Genomic DNA, 20374 nt, shown 5'->3' with positions numbered 1-20374 from the left:
GGTCATATATTCGTATTAACATAGAAATAGAGAAGTTTAATATCATGACTGCATGATACTAAACTTCTCTATGGAAACTATTTCTATATCGATCAAAATAAGGCGTCTATCACAGATAAGAAATACGATTCTTACCCTTCCGACGATCGGATATGGATCAGTACATTAACCGCGAACACGATGACACTAAGTACAACCAGAATTGCGCCAATCGGAATCAGGAACTCATATGATTCAGCTCCGCTAAGCAACAGAAACAATCCCAGCATCATCGGTGGCAGTCCAATATTGTGCATCCAGAAATGTACGATGGACAAACGGCTGAATCCCACCCTTGGAAACAAATAGTAGATAATACCAGACACCGCAAACGACAGCCAGCCCAGCAGATTGATATGTGCGTGCACACTTGCGAATACATGCTGGTTAGCCATCGACATATACATACCCAGAAGAATGCCGATGACAAAATAAACAACAGATACTTTGATGAACTTGATTCCCATACCTATCTTCCCCCTGCTTGATTGGGCCATAGCCGCATGAAATAAGATCTTTTGCCTAAATGATGACGATGATGAAACGGTGTTCCACTGCCGATCAGTCGATTATTGATCGTTCGATCATCCGAATGCACCCTATCGCCTTGTCTCCTTTCTACGGCCGTCAACACCCTACAGCCTATTCATGAAACTAATATAACAGGGAGCGTTGGAGTTGGATATTATACGTTCGTATGGTATTGGTCTCAAATATGCAATCGCTGTGTATCATTTCCGGTTCCGTATCTGATGCAAAAAGCGTAAAAAGCCCACACCACTTAAAGGTGTGAGCCGGAAATAGATAAGTCCTCAGGTTTTACTGGTGAAAAGCTTAATTAATTGATTGCGGTTTTTCACTGCCAGCTTGACGAATATCGAACTGACATGCTTTTTCACCGTGATCTCACTTACATAGAGGGTTTTGGCAATTTCTCCGTTGGTTTGACCATCTATTGCGAGCAGAACGACCTCGCGTTCCCGCTTCGTCAGCCGCTCAAGCAGACCCGCCGGCAAGCTCGGTGTAAAACTGGAATACCCTCCCTGCTTAAGCAGAAATCGAAGGAATGCCTCCAGCTTCTCTCCTCTCGTGTCGAGCACGAATGTCGGCGTTAACGTTCTGCCATCATAATGCCGATGAACAACGCCGGGTGCAATTTGAAAGCCCATACTCAAGTGCGCCCCCTGAAAAAATTCCAATGGCGGCGGAGAAGCGATAAAAAGTCCGCCCGAACATAAATAGGAAAAAATCAAATACATCGCTTCGATGATCAGATTGACATTTTTCCAGTCCTTGTAGTCAATGGTTCGGATGAACCATCCCGATTGACCAGGTGGATCGACCGCCAGCAGCTTCAATTCCTCCGCTGATAGAGAAGATAGATACGGAGCCGAAAACGGGTCGGTTTTCAAGTAGGGCAGGGTCTCCGAATGGATCGGGATCATGGAAGCCAGTCCGACGGCTTCACCGCTTCCTGAGCGAAGCAGCATGACGCCCTGCCGATCCAGCCGGACCAAAGTATGCAGATCAATACCCTTGATCGTCAGCTTCATATCTTCCTTGGCTACAAATTCATGATATGTCTGTTCCGTCTCGGGATCTGCCCCCGAGAAAGATAGAGGTGTCGCTGCTTCCAATCTACTTCGTAGGTAGGCTTCCCCTTCCCCGATATTGGCCATCGTCAACGATTCCCAAGCATACTGACCTCTGGAAGAGGACTGAATCAAAGCACGTACCATGATATTGCCCGTTGTATAGTAGAACAGCTCCCCTACCTCCCACTCTGTGCTGCGGGAGCCTGAGATTTGCCTGATCAAATCAGCATAATAGTATGCAGCTCTGCCCATCAGTCGGTGAAAGTATTCCGGTGTGCGCTCCTCCAGTTGCTTGCGCGCGGCTATCCGCATCAGATCGTGCAGCATCCAGCCACGCCCCGTTTTACGTACAAAGGACAATGAAATCAGCGCATCGAACAATGGATCGTCGACCTCTTCCTCCATAATGAAGGTTAACACTTCCCGGTTAACATGAAGCAGTATGGCTGCCGCTTCAACCATACGACGGAGTTTCACATCTGGAACCTCACGAAGCCAAGCCTTGACCAGAAGGTCAAACCAACCTGTATCGTCGGTTGGGGGAGCTGCCCATTCGTCTTGCAGGGGCACCGCGGCCGCGAGGGACAGGGCGAGGGGATGTCCACCGGTCTTCCTTTGAATTCGCGTGATTCTATGATCTTCTATTATACCGGAGCATCGAAGGTATGACTCGCTTTCGCTGTCAGTCAAGTTCCCGAGCGGCATATAGTGAATCCGTTCTCTCAGAGCAGGGGACAAGATCCATTGGTCACTGAGTTTATAGCGGCCGGCAAGAATGAGCAGTACATTGTCAGGCAGCCGCTTGAATAACCGTTCACGCAGCAAGCCGTCCAGCTCTCCCATTTCCTCATACGTATCAAAGGCCAGCACCACGCGAGTCCTCTGAGACAGCAGCTTCAGCAGGGTCAAACAAGATTCCAGCGGCTGCTGCTGTAAGCCATGTTCATCGTCCTGCTTCAGCAGTATTAGCTGATCCAGCAGCTGACGAAACAACTGCTCGCCTTTATGATTGAAATCACGGCTGTCCAGGTGCAGCATCGGGATGCCTGCAAGCCGTGCTTTTCGGCAAAATGAATCGAGCAGAAAGCTTTTGCCCACGCCCGCTGTTCCGTAAATGTTCCAGATGGATTGACCAGAATTACTTTGTCCCGTCAAATAGGCGTTAAATCGCTCATGCTGCCCCCTTCGACCGACCAGAAACTGTTCCTCACGTTTCTCGAATCCGCTCATTTCACCAAGTTCATCACTATCGTCCACAGAACCCCGCCGCTCAATCGCAGCGTCAATTTCTTTTTCACTCACTATGTTCACCTTCCTCTAATTCTTGACCGCTGCAATCAAGAGGAAAATGGGACGGCGGGTTTCGTCTCGCATTTCGGGATATTTGGCAAGTGTTTCTTGTGTTGGTTGTGGCTCAGAGAGCCTCGTAATGGTGAAACCGGAATCTATTAACGTATTCATATACGTGGCGATCGTGCGATGATATTTGACAACATCGGTATCCAAAAATCTTGCCTGCCGCAGACCTTCATTCTGGTAATGATCGATAGGCCAATGCAAGCGTTCGCCCCCCGGACCATAAAACCAATCTTGTGCAGCAAGTGCGGTAAACACCGGATGTTCAACCGAAAGCACGAATGTGCCTCCGGATACGAGACAATGATATACTTTACGGCAAACGCTATCAAATGACTCCACATAATGAAGTGCCAGTGAGCTTAGCACAACATCAAATTCCTCTGCGGCAAAATCGATATCTTCAATTGCCAGCCGACGGTATTCGATCGCGGAATCGTTAGTATTATCTATGGCGCGTGCTAACATTTTCTCGGATAGATCTACACCTATCACTGACCTGGCTGACTGCTCGCGCGCATATCGGCAATGCCATCCATAGCCGCAGCCAAGATCAAGAACTCTTTTATCGCGTAGTTCGGGAAGCATCGCACGGAGTGCGGGCCATTCCCCCGCGGCCTGTAATCCACCGATTGAACGAGGCATCTGACTATATTTATCAAAAAAATCGTGGTCATCATATTGGTTCTGTTTCATAATCGTTCAACACTCCTGACTAAATGGTCCTTATGTACTGCCTGTCTTTTACTTTACCATTACGGTATAGGAAGTATCCATTGAAAATTTTATTTTAAACAAACATTGCTCCCATTTTGGAGTAGATTACTCGGGTAGGGTTACATTATTGGGGTAAATTTGTTACACTGAGACTTACTTTTGAAAAAGGAGTCTTGTATTCATGAAAAAAGGAGTTATTTATAGTGTATTGGCTTATCTTTCGTGGGGCTTTTTGCCGTTATATTGGCGTCTCTTCCAATCCATGCCAGCTTGGGAGATTCTTGCTCATCGAATTGTATGGTCATTAGTTTTTGTAGCTATTCTGGTCAGTGCAGCGAAACGATGGAAGCAGCTTAAATCGGCTGTGCCCAATCTAAAAAGTAAAGTAGCCGTCTTGCTTTGCTCCATATTCATAAGCTGCAACTGGTTTTTATTCATATGGGCAGTCAATAATGGACATGTGATCGAGACGAGCTTAGGCTATTATATGAATCCGTTGATAAGCGTTGTATTCGCCGTCATTTTCTTAAAAGAACGACTTTCAGTCGGTCAATGGGTGGCAATCCTGCTGGCGGGCTTCGGTGTGTTGATAATGGCCATTCAATATGGAACGATTCCTTGGGTGGCGATTTCCTTGGCTGTCTCTTTTGCGCTGTATGGACTTGCCAAAAAGATAGCGGGCCTGGATGTTTTGCTGGGTCTCACTTGGGAAACCATCGTTGTTTTCCCTATTGCGTTCATTTATTTATTGTATATTCAATCAGCCGGTTCAGCCACAGTCTCTTCTTTACCCAGCTATTCGATTGTACTTCTTCTATTATCGGGAGCGGCAACCGCCTTGCCATTATTCTGGTTTGCTCAGGCAGCCAAGCTGCTTCCACTTTCGATGGTCGGCTTTATCCAATATATTGCTCCGACAACAAGCCTGCTGTTAGCTATTTTTGTATTTCACGAACCGTTTACTGAACCTCAATTAATAGCTTTTTCGTTTATCTGGCTTGCCTTGCTCATCTATTCCTTTGTCACGTTCAAGAAGTCGAGAGCCACTAAAATTATAAATCAAGCGGCGTAGGGATCTGGCATCAAAAATAAACCTTCCTGAATTAGGAAGGTTTTTACGTGTGCTGATTTACTTGTAGATGCAGCCTGTTCGATTATTCCTCACAAGCGCTCGGCAATCCTTTGCGCGGTCTGTTCTCCGTTAAGGATACAATCGGGAATACCTACACCATAATAGGAGCACCCAGCCAATATAACATTAGGATAGTTCTCCGCTAGTTTGGTTTCCAACGATTTCACAATATGCGGGTGCTTCAAATGATAGTTGGGCATGGTTTCATGCCATTTGGTAATATCAGATGAAATCGGCGTACCTGTAAGGCCAAGGCTGTCTTCGATATCTTTTCGCGCTACCTGGATTAATTGTTCCTGTGTCATTTGTAGAAGCTTATCATAATCACGACAGGTGCTTTTATAAAAAAGCCTTACCAATAAACGGTTCTGCTCTGAGGTATGCTCCCATTTGCGGCTGGTCCACGTACAGGCATTACATACCAGATCACTACCTTCTGCGACGATGAAGCCTGTCCCGTCCTTGGGTAGCTCGCTGTCCGGAATGTCAAATCCCAGATAGACACTGATGAGAGAGCTGTTGGTCAATTGCTCGAAATCCTCATCCAGCCACTCATCATGAAGAAGGTGCTGTGCCACCGGATGCAGTGTGCTCAATACGATGAAATCCGCTTCCAGCTCAATCTGATTGGACAAAGAAACAATGTACCGATCCTGCTGCTTCTCGATTTGTTCAGCCTGCACGCCTTTATATAGCTCAACATCCGTTAGCCGTTCTTCCATCCTATCAATTAACGAAGACACACCCTGCTTGAACGACAAAAATTTCTTGCCACCTGTCCCCTGAAAACGCTGCTTGTTCTCCGACAAGCCTTGAATGATGCTGCCGTATTCATTTTTATAATCCAGTAAATAAGGAAGCGTCGATGCAATAGTTAAATCCTGCAGCCGACCGGAATACACGCCGGACAATACTGGAGAAATTTGTTTCTCCACTAGCTCTTTACCGAGAAAATACTCCAGGAATTCCCCAATTGAATGCTCCTTGGTAAAGGTTTCATTCGGTGTGTAGAAGTCTTTTAAGGCTTCTACCTTCCCCTTCGCTGAAACCAGATCCGTCTTGGCCAATGATTCCAAACTGAGCGGGATACCGAAAACTGCATCCTTCGGAATGGCTTTCAATTCGCCATCTGTTTGAATAAAAGAGACTCCTGTTGCGTTATACACAACGTCCTCCTGTAAGCCCAGCTCTTCCAGAAATGGAGCTACATTCGTTTTACGGGCGACAATCGAATCCGCTCCCGTCTCCATTATAAACTCACCCTCATGAGCGGTTCTGATTTTACCGCCCAAGGTATCATTGGCTTCTATCAGCACAATTTTTGCCGCCCGCTTTTGGGCTTTTATCGTCTTTTGAAGATAATAGGCAGTGGATAACCCGGTAATGCCACCACCAACAACAACTATTGTTTTCATAGTGATTCCACCTAACCTAGTAGATAAATAGTATTTAAATTATTACCCTTACAATTGTAGTAACATTGGATGTCACTATACGTATTATACGTCTACTTGCCTGTTTTAACCATTCATAGATGAGCCAATGTAAGAGTGAATAAGAAAAATTCATACATCCGACAATTTTGGATGCTATCTATCTGTCTGTGGCATTAATGTTCTTTCCCACGAAGGCTTCGGAACCAGATCGAATTCCTCATCATCGCGTATCTATTTAAATACTTCCCACCGAGCCCGAAGCCGATCAGAGCTGCTGGAATGCCAATTCCGTAAAGCAAGGTCAGGTGCTTGAGGAAGTCTGGAGCAGGACCATCGCGCAGAGCAAGCCCTGATAAACGATCCGGCATAACCCATAGATTAGGCAGCTGAATGCAGAAACCGTAACTTGCTAATAACGGAACCAGAAAAATTATGAGAAGCGGATACTTATTAACGGCTGGCATGATTTGTACAGCTAACACGTAAAAAACAGCAAGCGGAATCATGAGTACCACATTTTCTGCGATATATTTTCCTGCGATGAGAAGATCCGTCCCCGACATTGGATTCAACCATTGCCGCAAAGCGAGTCCTATACCTGCACTTAACATGGCCAGTAACCAATAGGTCAACATCGACGTTAAATAAGCAAATATTCGGCTGCCAAGCAATACATAACGAGAATGTGGAAATGCCAGCCACCACTGGGCAAATCCTTTTCTGAAATCCGCATTTTTATTCAACCCATACACAACAATACCCATGTAGCTGAACATGGTCAAGGTCGACTGAAAGAAGATCAAATCCGTCAGGCTGCCGCTATTCTGATAGCCAAAGAAGGCAATGAGGGCCAACAGTGCATACACGACCCAGCGTATGCGCCTCGGAGCATGGCGACTGATCCAGTCATACCGTCGTTTCTCCATGGCAACCAAAGCCCAGAAAGCACCAGAACGTCGTTTCGTTACCTGCGATGGCACCATTATCTGTGGAACCTGCAATTCCGGGGATGATACAACCGGATAGCCATGAAAACGCAGCCGCGCAAGCTGCTTCATGCCTATCGTGCTTGAAAACCATACAGCCGTGCAAGAGAACGTCCATCCTGCAACCACCAGCAGCCATACCGTTTGTAACTTCGGCAGCGTGTATTGAAAATCAATCGTAGCGGAGCTGCCAGCCAGGAGCGAAAAGATAAGCAGCGGCATCGAAATATAGATGAAGACAATCACGGTTCCGATGCGAGCCCACCACATCTGAAACACGGACATGAGCAAACCGATACTGCTCAAGACGGGGAGTATAGCGAGAGCTACCCATCCTGCGGTACCTGCCGTTTGCCATAAGTTGCTTGCGTCTGCATAGGGTACGCTTCCCCATAAGACGAATAACGCGTAATGGATGGTACAGAGCAGAAGCATGAATAGAATGAGATAAAGTCCCAGGCACACAAAGCCAAGAGCTTTGCCAAGAACAAGCGTCCGCCTTGAATAAGGCAGCAGCAGCCACCACTGCTGGCCTCTTCCGGCTCGGCCTCCGTTCAGTGCCTCCCATACCATGATGACCAGCATCGTCTCCACGAACACGATGAAGCCCATTGCATACAAGCTGCCGACGTTCACGTTACCACGTGACCACGCTATACTGGCTGCAAGCAGCAGGAGGAAGATCAGGCCGATGCGTATGTAATTGCTTTGCGATGTTCCAGGCAGGTAAGTGCTGTACCTACTAAGCTCAAGCCTTGCAAGTGTCCATACACTTTTCATGAGAACACTTCCCTATAACGGGATTCCACGGAAGTTCCTTGTTCCCTTAAGCTATCGACCTCATTATCCGCCACAACACGGCCATTCCCGATCAAAATAATCCGATCAAACAACTGCTCCATCTCGCGTATATCATGAGTTGCAATGAGAAAGGTCCGTTCTCCGTCTGCCAAATCTGCAACGACCGATGAAGCGATCTGCTCCCGTGAAATCATATCCACACCGGTGAACGGTTCATCAAGCAGGACAAGAGGTGAGGTGCGAGCCAGACAGCTGATAAGCTGCAGTCGAGCTTCCTCCCCGCGGGATTGGGCGGATATCCGTGTTCCCAAGTTGATTCGTAATGACTGAACCAACTGCTCCTCCCTTTCGAAATCCCAATCCGGATAGAGCTGACCAGCAAAAGCTAGCCATTCCCCAGCCGTCAACCATTCGGGCAATTTCCCACGGTCCGGCAGTACTGCGATGGAACGCAAGGTTTCTATGCCTGCTGGCTGACCAAAGATCCGAACTGATCCGCTTGTAGGTTCCATTAATCCGGAGCAAATACTGAGCAGGGTTGATTTGCCTGCACCATTTGGGCCCAGCAATCCGGCAATACGTCCCTTTTCTAAAGAAAACGTAACCTCATTTAAAATCTCCTTTTTTCTTACTTTCATCGTTACCTGCCTGCACTCCAAGGCTATTGAGGTGCCAGTATCATTCGTCATATGATTACTCCTCCTTCTCTTGTGCCAGTTCAAGCAGTTGGTCAACGGTCAGATCAAGCGATTCTGCGATCTCCCGCAGATGCTTCATGGCTTCCTTGACGATTGTCCTTTTACTTTCCCTAATGGCTTCATTGTCGGTGGTCACATAGGTTCCCTGTCCACGAAACGTAACGATGAGTCTGGCTCTTTCGAGCTCCTGATACGTCTTCATTACAGTCGTCGGATTGACACGGATATTCGCTGCGAGCTCCCGTACTGAAGGCATCCGAGTACCAGGAGCCAGTACACCACGCACAATCAAAGCGCGAATCTGCTCTACGAATTGTTCATATAGCGGACGGGAGGGATCTATCAGAAACTGTTCCGACTTCCAAACAAAATCCATCTACGTTCACCTCTGCTGACAGGTTACATCTATCGTTGCTTGCTATCGTATGTAGTGTATCATAACAGACCATACACTTCAACGTGCGAATGCCACGAAGCTATCTGGAATATCCAATAGCTTCAATACCATATACAAAAACGAACCTCAGAATTATTCAAAGCTTCTCATTTCTTAATGCTCGAAATCCCGCCACGATAGACGGGATTGTGCAGTTCACAGCATGCTATTATCACGGGTTCAATGAAAGCGAATATGGTGAAAGTCCGGGAAAACCGAACACCCCACGGACGCGCACAAACTGGCCCCATACGCCGCCTCCTCCGGATGAGCCGCAATTTGTAGCGGTAGGTTAAAGGTCGTGGACAGCCTTTGGCGTAATGTAGCATTATTTCGAATTCCATTGCCGGACCCGATAAGAGTTTTGAACTGCTGCTTGCGCTCGTTCGGGAACGAAGTATAAAACTGGTAAAGCTCCGCAATGATCCCATCGATTACACCGATGATGAGATGACCAGGTGTGAAGTTCAGTGAGTCAATACCTTTAATGGACCCTCTCTTATTAGGATCGGATCTGGAGCCATAAAACTGGGTCTGGACGTGAAGCTCTCTATCCAGGACAGCCTTCTCTGCTAGTTGACTCATCCTTGCATACAGACTGTCTGGGTCTTCCAAACCGCCAAGCTGTACACAGACCTCACGAAAAAAGCTTTCCAGCAGCGCATAGGATTTTCCGCCACTTAGGGAAGCTCCAACAAGCAGGTATCCCCCGCCTGGGAATGGACGAATATCAAGAGATTCTATCGTAAGAAAGCGTTTGCTAAACATTGAAATTTGTGAACCGGTTCCAACATTCAACAGCACCGAGTCCGTGATCGAACTGACGGATCCGAGAAAGCTGGTTTGATTGTCTCCAAGTGAAACTGTCACGGGTATCCCTGCTTGTGAATGTCCGATGACGGTGCCTGCAGGAACTATTTCCGGCAGCATCCTCCACTCGATTCCAGCAGCTTCCAACGTATGGGCTTCGAAATCCATTAACTCGAGGTTAAATAGACCAAGGCTTGCAGCGTTGGTCGGATCCATCATCGGCTTGCGCCCTCCTATTAACTTCATAGCTACATAGTCCGCGATGGTGCATATGCAGGCAGCATTTTCCGGTATAAGTCCATTCTGCAAATTATAATTATGGGTCACCAATCCAAATCCCGTCGCCAGAGGCATCGATGTAATCCGCGATAAGTGGGACACATAAGTTTCACCGTCACTGGTGTCGTTGATCGGTAAATTCCCTCGTTGATCCTGCCACGTATACAGTGGTGATACGTGGTTACCCGCGTCATCCACGTAGAGGATGCCATGCATTTGTCCAGTTAAGCCTATACCAGCTGCATGAACACCGCCGCTTGTCAATTGATCCAAAATCTCGAAGACGATTTTGAGGATCACGCCTGGATCCTGAATGAATTCCCAAGGATGAATCGAATGTATAGAAGCATTGTTGCTTTTCGTTATGGAATTAAGTATCTTGCCACTCTCTGCATCCATGATAATACCGCATATCGAGGTGGTGCCGATATCCAGGCCGATAAAGTTCATATTCTTAAGCCTCCAGTCTCCGTAGGTTGTCAGGCACTTGTCAGTGCAGAACGGCGCTGTAGCAGCCGCCGAATGTTCTTTCTTGAGATCATTGTGAGCGTGCGTTTGTATACAAGTCTAAGGGTATAACAATGCTGCTATGTGGAAATGACCTGTTGGAGCGCTTGTATATAGGCATAGCCGAGCTTGGACAACGCAACATTGCGATGAGAAATCCAACCGACATTAATGACTTCCTCACAATCCAAAGGTACAGGAATAATATCATTCCCATTCAAATCTTTGCTCAGCACGCCTGTCGATATGGTGTACCCATTTAACCCAATTAGTAAATTGAAAAGCGTCGCCCGATCATTCACTCGTATGCTTTTATTATGGCTGAGTGTGCTTAGAATTTCTTCGGAGAAATGAAAGGAATTGTACTCGCCCTGATCAAAGGAAAGATACGGATATTGCTGCAGCTGCTCTATGGTTACGATGGATTGATGGGCCAGCGGATTTTTGCTGCTGATGAAAATATGCGGTTTAGCGGTAAATAAGCTGTTAAATTGCAAATTAGCTTCTTTCAGCAGCTTATTGATGACTTTTCCATTAAATTCATTCAGATATAAAATGCCAATTTCGCTGCGTAAGCTTTTGACGTCCTCGATGATCTCGTAGGTTTTGGTTTCACGCAATGCAAATTCATATTCGTCTTGACCATGCTCCTGACATAGATTTACAAATGCATTGACCGCGAAAGCGTAATGCTGGGTAGATACGGAAAAATGCTGCGGGGAAGGTTTGGCATCGAGATAACGGCCTTCTAATAATTCAGCCTGCTCAACAACCTGTCGCGCGTAGCTTAAAAATTCGACACCTTCCTTCGAAAGTGAAATCCCTTTATTGGATCTTTCAAAAATGGCAATTTGCATTTCTTTTTCGAGATCTTTAATCGCATTTGAAAGACTCGGTTGAGAAATAAATAATCTCTTGGCAGCTTCATTAATGGAGCCTTGATTCGCCACCTCAATCACATACTTTAATTGTTGCAGTGTCAATGAAATGCCCCCTTTACTTCATATCTTATTACATGTACGAATGTAAAGGAAGCCTGTTACGTTAAGCTGCATGAGTAGAGGTGCCGGATAACTTGATTTTCATATGTTTTTATAATACATTGCTTAATATAAAGGTTTAGGAGGAAAATAATGAGATTTAAAGCAATCCAGATTTCTTTGACTTTACTAGCGATGATCAGCATGGCTGCGTGTAGCAAGAGCGCCCCTGAGCATGCTGCATCCCATGGAGTAGCCCACAATGGAGATCTGCAGGAAATGACCAGTTCGATCAACACTCTGCCCAAATTTCTTAATAACCAGCCTGAGCAAACTCAAAAAATTTATCAGATCGCCGCTCTAAGCATCGATAAGCTCAAATGGATTCCTTGTTACTGTGGATGTGGAGATGAGGCTGGTCATAAAAGCAATATGAATTGTTTTATAAAGGAAGTAAAAAGTGATGGAAGTGTTGTATGGGATGATCACGGGACACGGTGTGGAGTTTGTATGGAGATCGCTTTAACTACAGCTCAGTTAAGTAAAGATGGAAAATCGGTAAAGGAAATTCGTGATTATATTGATACGCGATACAACAAAGGATATGCCAAGCCTACGGATACACCTATGCCTGCATAAAAAGAGACTCTCCAACAAAGGAGAGTCTTTTTATAATATCAAAATTTATAAGTTTTCAGCGGAGCTGAATATTCTGATATTGCAAGAAAAGCTACATGTAAAACACGGATGTATCTTCACCGAATAGGCTTCGATCAGAAGCTTTCCTTACATTTATATCCATAATTCTATTCCGTTTGACGTTAAGACAGTTCAATTGTGCTTACAGTGTCCACTTATTATTTACGTAAGCTGGCTGCCACATCGAGAATCATGTCTTCCTGCCCGCCAACCGCTTTGCAACGACCCAATTCCATCAGAATGTCGCGTGGATCGACGTCGAACCGTTTGCCAGCTCTTTCTGCATGGAGCAGAAAGCTGGAATACACACCGGCATAGCCCATGGCCAAGCTTCCTTTATTGATCTCTGGCACACGATGCATGATCGGTGCGACTACATCCTCGGCAAGATCCATCATTTTGTACAAATCGATACCCAGGTGCATATCCATACGCTGAAGGACGGCTATCAGAGCTTCTGTCTGCGTATTGCCAGCCCCTGCTCCGAGACAGCGGGTACTGCTGTCGATACGGGTCGCACCTTCTTCTATCGCGACAAGTGTATTAGCTACAGCAAGTGAAAGATTATTGTGTGCGTGAAAACCGATTTCACAAGACAAAGCACCCCTCAGCGCTTTGACTCTTTCTCTAACGTCTTGAGGCAGCATGGCACCTGCGGAATCGGTCACATACACAGCCTGAGCACCATAGCTTTCCATCAGCTTGGCCTGCTCAACAAGAACTTCGACAGGTGCAGAGTGGGCCATCATGAGAAAACCGATTGCTTCCATACCCAGCTCGCGAGCAACATGAAGATGCTGAGCCGAAACATCCGCCTCTGTTACATGTGTAGCGACTCGCACCAGCTTAGCTCCTATCGAGTGAGCCTGCTTCAATTCCTGTACAGTCCCGATACCGGGAATGAGTAGTACGGCAACCTCTGCTTGCTTGCACTGCTCTACCGCTGTCTCGATAAGCTTCATTTCATCAACGAGCGAACGTCCATACTGAAGTGTTGAACCGCCCAAGCCATCACCATGGCTCACTTCTATATAATGCATGCCCGCATCATCCAAAGCTCGGGTAACTGCGCGAACCTGTTCTACGGTGAATTGATGAGCAACCGCATGGCTGCCGTCTCTTAGACACACTTCGGTTATTTGAATCGATTCTGTGCTGTTACGCTTCAATCCGTTTCCCTCCTTCCTCTAACAGAGCACCGGACAACCGATGACGGGCAAACTCTTCACCGATGCGTACAGCAGTAGCTGTCATGATGTCCAGATTACCGGCATACGATTCGAAATAATCACCGGCTCCCTCAACCTCGAGGAAAATCGTTACTTTATCTTCATCGAACAGCAGCTCCTGCTTGAGACGATAGCCTGGAACGTATTCCTTGACTCTGGCCACCATGTCATGAACCGATTGGCTGATAGCAGCCTGGTCCATATTTTTCACTTGGCAGTAAACCGTATTTCTCATCATAATCGATGGATTCGCCGGATTTAAGATAATAATTGCTTTACCCCGATCGGCGCCTCCGACTTCCTCAATTCCACGGCGAGTTGTGTTCGTAAACTCGTCGATATTGGCCCGAGTGCCGGGACCCGCGCTTTTACTGGAAATGGTAGCTACAATTTCCGCATAATAGACGTCGGCCACGCTGTTAATAGCATGAACAATCGGAATCGTCGCTTGTCCACCGCAGGTAATGAGGTTGACATTAGGAGCATGAAGATGGTCCTGGAAATTGACTACCGGGCTTAAAAACGGACCGCGAGCTGCCGGGGTCAGATCAATGGCCGTTATTCCCAATTGCTGCAGTACCTTGGCGTGACGTACGTGAGCCTTAGCCGATGTTGCGTCAAATACAAGGTCAGCCAGATCCGGATGATCCACAATGGCCTGTATCCCGTTATCATAGGTGGTATAGCCGAGGGACCGTGCTCTTTGCAAGCCTTCGGAGGCAGGATCAATACCGATCAAAGCTGTCAGCTCCAGAACATCGCTTCGTTCCAGCTTATACATCAAGTCAGTTCCAATGTTGCCTGATCCGAGTATGGCTACTTTTACTTTATTCATATGCTTCTCCTTTCTGATCGCAATTAAAAAGTAGGACCGATACGGTTAATCCCAAAATCGTACTGCTTCAAAATTTCCGACTTCGTCCATTTTCCATCCGATACCATCAGCACCTCGTCATAAATTCGGCGGCCAACCTCTTGTACCGTTTCTTTTCCTTCAATAATCGTTCCTGCATTCATATCCATGTTATCGGCCATCGTTTCAAACATGCGGCTGTTCGTCGCAATTTTGATAACTGGAGCTATTGGTGAACCAGTAGGCGTTCCTCGACCGCTGGTGAATAAAATAACCTGAGCACCACCGGCAACCATACCGGTAAGCTGTTCGATGTCCTGTCCTGGTGTATCCATCCAAACAAGGCCCTTCTTGGTTGGATGCTCAGCGTAATTAATAAGCTCTTGTAGAGGGCGAGTACCCGCTTTGGCGGCGGCTCCAAGCGACTTCTCCTCCAACGAGCTAAGCCCCCCCTCGATGTTGCCTGGAGTAGGATTACCCGTACGGATATCTACGCCCATCAGTGTCGCTTTGCTCTCCATCGCTTCGATAACCTCATACACCCGTTTAGCAACTCTGTCGTCAACGGCACGACTCGCCAGCAGATGCTCGGCTCCGATAATTTCAGAGGTTTCCGCCAAAATCGCGGTGCCGCCTCCGTCAACAATCATATCGCTGACGACGCCGACAGCCGGATTGGCTGATAAGCCGGAGCATGCATCCGATCCGCCGCATTCCGTTGCAACGATCAGCTCGCTGATGTCGCACTCGACCCGGCGCTGCATCGATGCTTCCTGAACCATTCTGGCAGCGATCTGTGCCCCTCTGGCAATGGTCATCAGGGTCCCGCCATTTTCCTGAATCGATACAAGCTCCACCGGTTTCCCTGTTTGCTTGGCGATCTCATTGGCTACGCTCCGACCCTGGTGCGTTTCACAGCCGAGTCCAAGTACAACAACTCCATACACGTTCGGATTGCTTCCAATGCCTACGTAGGTGCGGAAGGTTTGCTCGTAATCCACGCCTACCTGGGCACAGCCGTGCTGGTGAATAAAGGATACAGTGCCTTGCACCAAATCTGTGATGCGGTTAGCTGTTTGTGTGGCGCAAACAATCGTTGGTAAGATCAGGACATGATTGCGAACGCCTACGCTTCCATCCTTGCGACGATAACCCCAAAATTTTGAATTAAGCTCCATGTTGATCCCCCCTGCCTCGTTTTCCGTCCAGATTGTGGACATGTACATGCTCGCCTTCCTGAATATTCCGGTTCGCCATGCCAATGACTTCACCGTACTTAACAATATCTTCCTCTATGGAAATCGGTCGAACAGCAAACTTATGCCCGAAAGCAATGGAGTCACGCATCGTAACCGTAAAATGGATATCCTCTACGCGCAGCTCAACCGCAACTCCAGCAGGGATGTCTCCCAAAGCCATAGCCACATTATCCTTCTTTTTCATCATAACAGCGCGATGCATATTTTCTGTAATGTCCAAGCTTCTCATCCTCCTGTAACTATCCAGCTCCAAGTGCGGTGGGTCTATTTAGCCCAATACATCTCACCAGCAGTCTCGGTAATCATGACCTCTTTTAAAAATTTCACCGCTTTGTGAAAGCCTTCCTGTGTGGACATGATCCCATCCTCATGCTCGATACTGATTGCACCACTATAACCTACAGTGCGTAATGCGCTGAACATTTCCTTCCATAACTCCTGTCCATGACCATATCCAACCGTACGAAACGCCCACGAACGATTAACGACATCCTTATAAGACTTCGTATCCAGCACGCCGTTGAGTTCATTATTACGTTTGAAAATCTCGGTATCTTTGGCATGAAAATGATAAATACGATGACCGAAGCTGTAAATGCAAGCAATCGGGTCCATCCCTTGCCAAAACAAATGGCTAGGATCGTAATTGATTCCAACGTTCTCACCGGCAGCTTCACACAGTCGTATAGCTGTCTCTGTATTGTAGACAACAAAGCCCGGATGAGGCTCCACTGCGATCTTAATTCCGTTATCCCTCGCATATTGGCCCATCTTTTCCCAATATGGAATTACTTTTTGCTCCCATTGCCATGTTAAAGTATCGAGGAAATCCGTTGGCCAAGGACATGTGACCCACACAGAACGCAGCGAGTGTTCCGATTCACCCGGACATCCCGAAAAATTAACGACCGTGTCTACACCAAGCTCCTTGGCAAGTAAAATTGTATTAATAAAATCTTCATGGTGCTGATCAGCAATTTGTTTATCGGGATGCAGCGGATTGCCATGGCAGCTTAATGCACTGATCGTGACTTGATTGTCCTCAAGCACTTTTTTAATTTTATTGATTTCCTTCGGATTTCCCAGCACTTCCTTCGGTTTCAAATGCTGGTTGCCTACGTATCCGCCAGTAGCTATTTCTATCGTTTGGACACCTTGCCGTGCTACGTGTGCCACAGCGTCTTCAAATGATTGAGTTCGGAACAACTTTAGAAACACGCCAAGTTTCATCGCAGTTTTACCTACTTTCTTATTGATAAAATTCGTTCATCATTATTTTTCTACCCTCTTGTGTGGATTGAATGGCTGCGCATGTAAGCGCAAAGCTGTTAATATTATCTGAAATGGAGGTCGCAGGAGCTCGATGATTTCGAATAGAATCGACCAAATCGTTCAGAGATGACAATCTGTCCCCATGCGGCATCACATCCAACTCCACTGCTGTAGGCTCAGACTCCTCTTCCTTCCAAATATAAATTTCATCGTTGGTCATTTCGATACATCCCAAATCTCCACAAATTCGGATATCCCCATTCCAGGTCGTTTCCCTGCCTCTACTCACCCAGCTGCCAAAATAATGAACTTGAATATCGTTTTCAAAACCAATCATGACGCCGGCCGATGGATTTCCGCTGAACCAGCTCCAATCCGGTCGAAAGCTTTGTGAATACACATCTACAGGCTCTTTATCCAATAAAAATCTCATAATATCAAAGTGATGAAGAGACATATCCTCCAACAAAATCTCCTTCATCTCATCCCGCCAGCCTCCGAATTTGACCGCTTTTCTAAAGTCGTATTCGATATAACCGATTTTACCTACGGTTTCCTCTCGAATCAGTCTTTTCAAAGTTTGGATCTGGGGTCTCCAACGATAATTTTGACTTATCATCACTTTCTTGTCATACTTCTTACTTTCTTGATGAAGCTCCATAGCTTCTTCAAAGGTGTGCGTCAGCGGCTTCTCCAGCATGACATGATACCCAGCTTGCAGCGCCTGCAGTGCCAAATCTTTATGTGTTTTGGGAGGTGTGACGATCAGAACCATGTCCGCGCTCACCGCTTGCGAAGCACTCTCAAGACTATTGAAAAGCTGATGTTCTGGCAGGTTGGTAATGGCACCGGCTTTCAATAAATTGTCCGGAACGACATCGACAACAGCGACCAACTCTACTTGATCGTACTCGCTAAGAACTTTCAACCATGATTCTCCGAATCTTCCGGCACCGATTTGAATAACTCTAATTTTATCCAAGCTATATACCCTCCAACAACTCGATTCAGACACTAATTGAGGAAAATTCCGTTAATGTCAAACTGCATTTCGTTTACATCACCAACAATCTCAACATGATCCAATGCGCGTATTTCCGGCAGCAGCGCTTCGGAAACATACATGAATTCAATGTGAAGCGTATTGGGAATACGGATGACCCGTGCGTGCTCTGGCACAACACCCCAGCTGCAGCGCAATGCGGTTCTCATCGCTTCCAAATCATTGTCCAAAATAATAGGGATCATCGCCCGATGAAGAAAAGTGCTCGTAATGACGTTTTCATTCATTTTATGAAAGTCTATTTTGTCAAACAACCGTTTGGTCGTGATATCGGCCAGACCAATACCTAACGCGTTCCCTTGACATTCGTCACTCAGATCCCCGGCGATGACATACTTGATCTTGGGAAATTCAGGTTCTTCCTCGCCGAGAATTCGCATTTTGCCAATAATATTCGTGTCCATGCCGGTTCCACTATAATTTTTGCCGATTCTATCGACATGCAGCACATCCAGCTCCTGAATTGGAAGTTTGGGCATCAAGGATGCCGACAATTTAAGCAACTCCCGCTCCCGTTCTTCAATAAGCCCGGTTGGGATCGCCTCGATTACAGCTGTTTGTTCATGCGCATTTTCCACAATGGCTACACCGCACAAAATATTCGCTTTATTAAAAACGACTCGTGACACTTCAGGCATATAATCGCGTATGCCCTGAATGCCGTAATTGTGCAAGGCAAGCGCCTGCTTATGCTTGCCAAGTCCGATGGCAGCCATCTTCATAATGCCGCTTTCGATACCGATTGGGGATTTGAAGTCGGTATGCACCTTCACTCTGCCGATAAGGATCACACCATCGCCTTCAGAAGCATGACGATCGATATAAACCGGAACGCCTCGTTCTGTTTCACCGATCTGCACCACCTCCATCGAAGAGAGGATCGGAGCCCCGCAATAAGCTTCAGTTACACCGAGGCTTTCAAGCACTTTGACCTGGCCCTCAGCTGTTGCCCCACCGTGGCTGCCCATAGCGGGAATAATAAAAGGCTTGGCTCCAAGCAGCTGTAAATTCACTACAAAGGACTTGATAATTAAAGCAATATTGGCAATCCCCCGGCTTCCTGCCGTGATGGCGATCCGCATGCCAGGCGTTATTTTCGTTTCCAATCCAACAAGACTGATTTGATGTCTGACTTCTTCCTCGATGTCCTTAACAGCCGGTCCTGTGAAATGCTGCTTGATACGGACCATTCGTGGCAATTTCATTTGAATTACGCCTCCGATCAGAATCCTGCCAATTTGACGGCCAGCTTCATCGCCTGCTCTGTCGCTCCTGGGTCGGCAATGCCTTGACCTGCAATATCAAAAGCGGTTCCGTGTGCAGGGGTTGTAATAATAACAGGCAAACCACCGCTGACCGTGACTCCTTTATTGAAGCCCATCAGTTTCATCCCGGTTTGAGCTTGGTCGTGATACATGCTGACTAAGCAATCAAAAGGATTGGTTTTTAAACGCAGGAAAATCGTGTCTGCCGGATACGGTCCATCCACTTGAATACCTTGTTCCTGCGCTTCCTTGATTGCCGGCTGAATTTCTTCAATTTCTTCCATGCCCAACAAGCCATTGTCGCCTGCATGCGGATTCAAAGCGGCTACTGCAATTCTTGGGTTCTCAAAGCCAGCATTCAATAAAGTTTGTTGGGCAAAACGAATGATTCTGCCTACGCGTTCTTTCTTAACAAGGCTGCTGACTTCTTTCAACGGCACATGTGAGGTTACCCGAGTGAACCATAGATCGCCTAATACATTAATTTCGCTAAATCCTTCTTTGCAATCCAGCAAGGAAGCGAAGAAATGAAGCTCATCCTGAAAATGAAAGCCTCCGCTATGCAGCGCTGCCTTATTAATAGGTGCGAATACGAATCCATCCAGCTTTTTCTGTTGAGCAAGCTTTAAGGCATACGTCAACGTTTCGCCAGTCGCTTTGCCGGAATCGACAGATAATTGGCCCTGTGTATAAGCATCCGTCGATAAGTTATGCAAATCGATGAAATATAGCTCATCTTTGTTATCGATTTGTTCAATGTTTTGAATATTACGATAGGACAGTGTTTGACCCGCATCCGTTTGTCCTTGGTTAAGTACACGTTCGTCACCAATCAATACCCATGTTGCCAAATTGCGAACATCTGCGATTTGCAGAACCTTGACTACCAACTCAGGACCGATGCCTGCTGCATCTCCCAATGTAACACCAATGACCGGTTTTCTTATCATCATTCCCTGCTC

At 46.7% G+C, this 20374-nt stretch carries 19 protein-coding genes; 2 read left to right on the top strand and 17 right to left on the bottom strand.

Annotated elements, in window-relative coordinates; all coding sequences use genetic code 11:
• Window positions 1-131 precede the first annotated feature (131 nt).
• From OB236_RS13565 to OB236_RS13550, 3 genes are all read right to left on the bottom strand, one after another.
• Complete coding sequence (locus OB236_RS13565) at window positions 132-506, bottom strand: cytochrome-c oxidase (RefSeq protein ID WP_262684468.1); 375 nt, start codon at window positions 504-506, stop codon at window positions 132-134.
• Between the two features lie 345 nt (window positions 507-851).
• Entirely contained in the window at window positions 852-2936 is a 2085-nt protein-coding gene (locus OB236_RS39805) for a helix-turn-helix transcriptional regulator (RefSeq protein WP_317259346.1), read from the bottom strand.
• A gap of 15 nt (window positions 2937-2951) precedes the next feature.
• The gene (locus OB236_RS13550) at window positions 2952-3686 is read right to left on the bottom strand and encodes a class I SAM-dependent methyltransferase (protein WP_262684467.1); all 735 of its coding nucleotides are present in this window, start codon (window positions 3684-3686) and stop codon (window positions 2952-2954) included.
• A 202-nt stretch (window positions 3687-3888) separates the two neighbouring features.
• Here OB236_RS13550 and rarD point away from each other — a divergent pair, with 202 nt between their 5' ends.
• Entirely contained in the window at window positions 3889-4779 is an 891-nt protein-coding gene (gene rarD, locus OB236_RS13545) for an EamA family transporter RarD (protein WP_262684466.1), read from the top strand.
• Between the two features lie 89 nt (window positions 4780-4868).
• Here the strand turns inward: rarD and OB236_RS13540 are convergent, their stop codons facing one another.
• The 6 genes from OB236_RS13540 to OB236_RS13515 all read right to left on the bottom strand — a co-directional run bounded on the left by OB236_RS13540 (window position 4869) and on the right by OB236_RS13515 (window position 11775).
• Entirely contained in the window at window positions 4869-6254 is a 1386-nt protein-coding gene (locus OB236_RS13540; RefSeq protein ID WP_262684465.1) for a protoporphyrinogen oxidase, read from the bottom strand.
• Between the two features lie 194 nt (window positions 6255-6448).
• Complete coding sequence (locus tag OB236_RS13535) at window positions 6449-8041, bottom strand: hypothetical protein (protein ID WP_262684464.1); 1593 nt, start codon at window positions 8039-8041, stop codon at window positions 6449-6451.
• Complete coding sequence (locus tag OB236_RS13530) at window positions 8038-8751, bottom strand: ABC transporter ATP-binding protein (protein WP_262684463.1); 714 nt, start codon at window positions 8749-8751, stop codon at window positions 8038-8040. The genes OB236_RS13535 and OB236_RS13530 overlap by 4 nt, the downstream gene beginning before the upstream one ends.
• Window positions 8752-8755: 4 nt before the next feature.
• On the bottom strand, window positions 8756-9136 hold the full coding sequence (locus OB236_RS13525) for a GntR family transcriptional regulator (RefSeq protein WP_076237066.1): 381 nt from the start codon (window positions 9134-9136) through the stop codon (window positions 8756-8758).
• Between the two features lie 240 nt (window positions 9137-9376).
• Window positions 9377-10735: a sedoheptulokinase gene (locus OB236_RS13520; RefSeq protein WP_262684462.1), complete on the bottom strand. Its 1359-nt coding sequence runs from the start codon at window positions 10733-10735 to the stop codon at window positions 9377-9379.
• Between the two features lie 137 nt (window positions 10736-10872).
• Window positions 10873-11775: a LysR family transcriptional regulator gene (locus OB236_RS13515; protein WP_076237060.1), complete on the bottom strand. Its 903-nt coding sequence runs from the start codon at window positions 11773-11775 to the stop codon at window positions 10873-10875.
• A gap of 150 nt (window positions 11776-11925) precedes the next feature.
• Here OB236_RS13515 and OB236_RS13510 point away from each other — a divergent pair, with 150 nt between their 5' ends.
• Window positions 11926-12411, top strand: coding sequence for a PCYCGC domain-containing protein (locus tag OB236_RS13510; protein WP_262684461.1), 486 nt, complete (start codon window positions 11926-11928; stop codon window positions 12409-12411).
• 218 nt (window positions 12412-12629) lie between these two features.
• Here OB236_RS13510 and dmpG read toward each other — a convergent pair whose 3' ends face one another.
• The 8 genes from dmpG to OB236_RS13470 are packed head-to-tail and all read right to left on the bottom strand — an operon-like array spanning window position 12630 to window position 20365.
• Window positions 12630-13640 (bottom strand): 4-hydroxy-2-oxovalerate aldolase, encoded by a 1011-nt coding sequence (dmpG, locus tag OB236_RS13505; RefSeq protein ID WP_262684460.1) that lies wholly within the window; start codon window positions 13638-13640, stop codon window positions 12630-12632.
• Window positions 13630-14535: an acetaldehyde dehydrogenase (acetylating) gene (locus OB236_RS13500; RefSeq protein ID WP_262684459.1), complete on the bottom strand. Its 906-nt coding sequence runs from the start codon at window positions 14533-14535 to the stop codon at window positions 13630-13632. The genes dmpG and OB236_RS13500 overlap by 11 nt, the downstream gene beginning before the upstream one ends.
• A gap of 23 nt (window positions 14536-14558) precedes the next feature.
• Window positions 14559-15731 carry a UxaA family hydrolase gene (locus OB236_RS13495; RefSeq protein WP_076234939.1) on the bottom strand — a complete coding sequence of 391 codons (1173 nt, stop codon included), beginning with the start codon at window positions 15729-15731 and terminating at the stop codon, window positions 14559-14561.
• A complete protein-coding gene (locus OB236_RS13490; RefSeq protein ID WP_317259345.1) occupies window positions 15721-16032 on the bottom strand; it encodes a UxaA family hydrolase in 312 nt (103 codons plus the stop codon). The genes OB236_RS13495 and OB236_RS13490 overlap by 11 nt, the downstream gene beginning before the upstream one ends.
• Window positions 16033-16076: 44 nt before the next feature.
• Entirely contained in the window at window positions 16077-17042 is a 966-nt protein-coding gene (locus tag OB236_RS13485; RefSeq protein WP_262684457.1) for a sugar phosphate isomerase/epimerase family protein, read from the bottom strand.
• A gap of 19 nt (window positions 17043-17061) precedes the next feature.
• A complete protein-coding gene (locus tag OB236_RS13480; RefSeq protein WP_262684456.1) occupies window positions 17062-18066 on the bottom strand; it encodes a Gfo/Idh/MocA family protein in 1005 nt (334 codons plus the stop codon).
• Window positions 18067-18098: 32 nt separating this feature from the next.
• The gene (locus tag OB236_RS13475; RefSeq protein ID WP_262684454.1) at window positions 18099-19352 is read right to left on the bottom strand and encodes a nickel pincer cofactor-dependent isomerase, group 22; all 1254 of its coding nucleotides are present in this window, start codon (window positions 19350-19352) and stop codon (window positions 18099-18101) included.
• A gap of 17 nt (window positions 19353-19369) precedes the next feature.
• Window positions 19370-20365: a 4-hydroxythreonine-4-phosphate dehydrogenase PdxA gene (locus tag OB236_RS13470; protein WP_262684453.1), complete on the bottom strand. Its 996-nt coding sequence runs from the start codon at window positions 20363-20365 to the stop codon at window positions 19370-19372.
• Between the last annotated feature and the right edge of the window lie 9 nt (window positions 20366-20374).

This window comes from Paenibacillus baimaensis (genome assembly GCF_025567575.1).
Note: the sequence above shows the minus strand (reverse complement) of the source record. Positions and strands in the feature narration are given on the sequence as shown.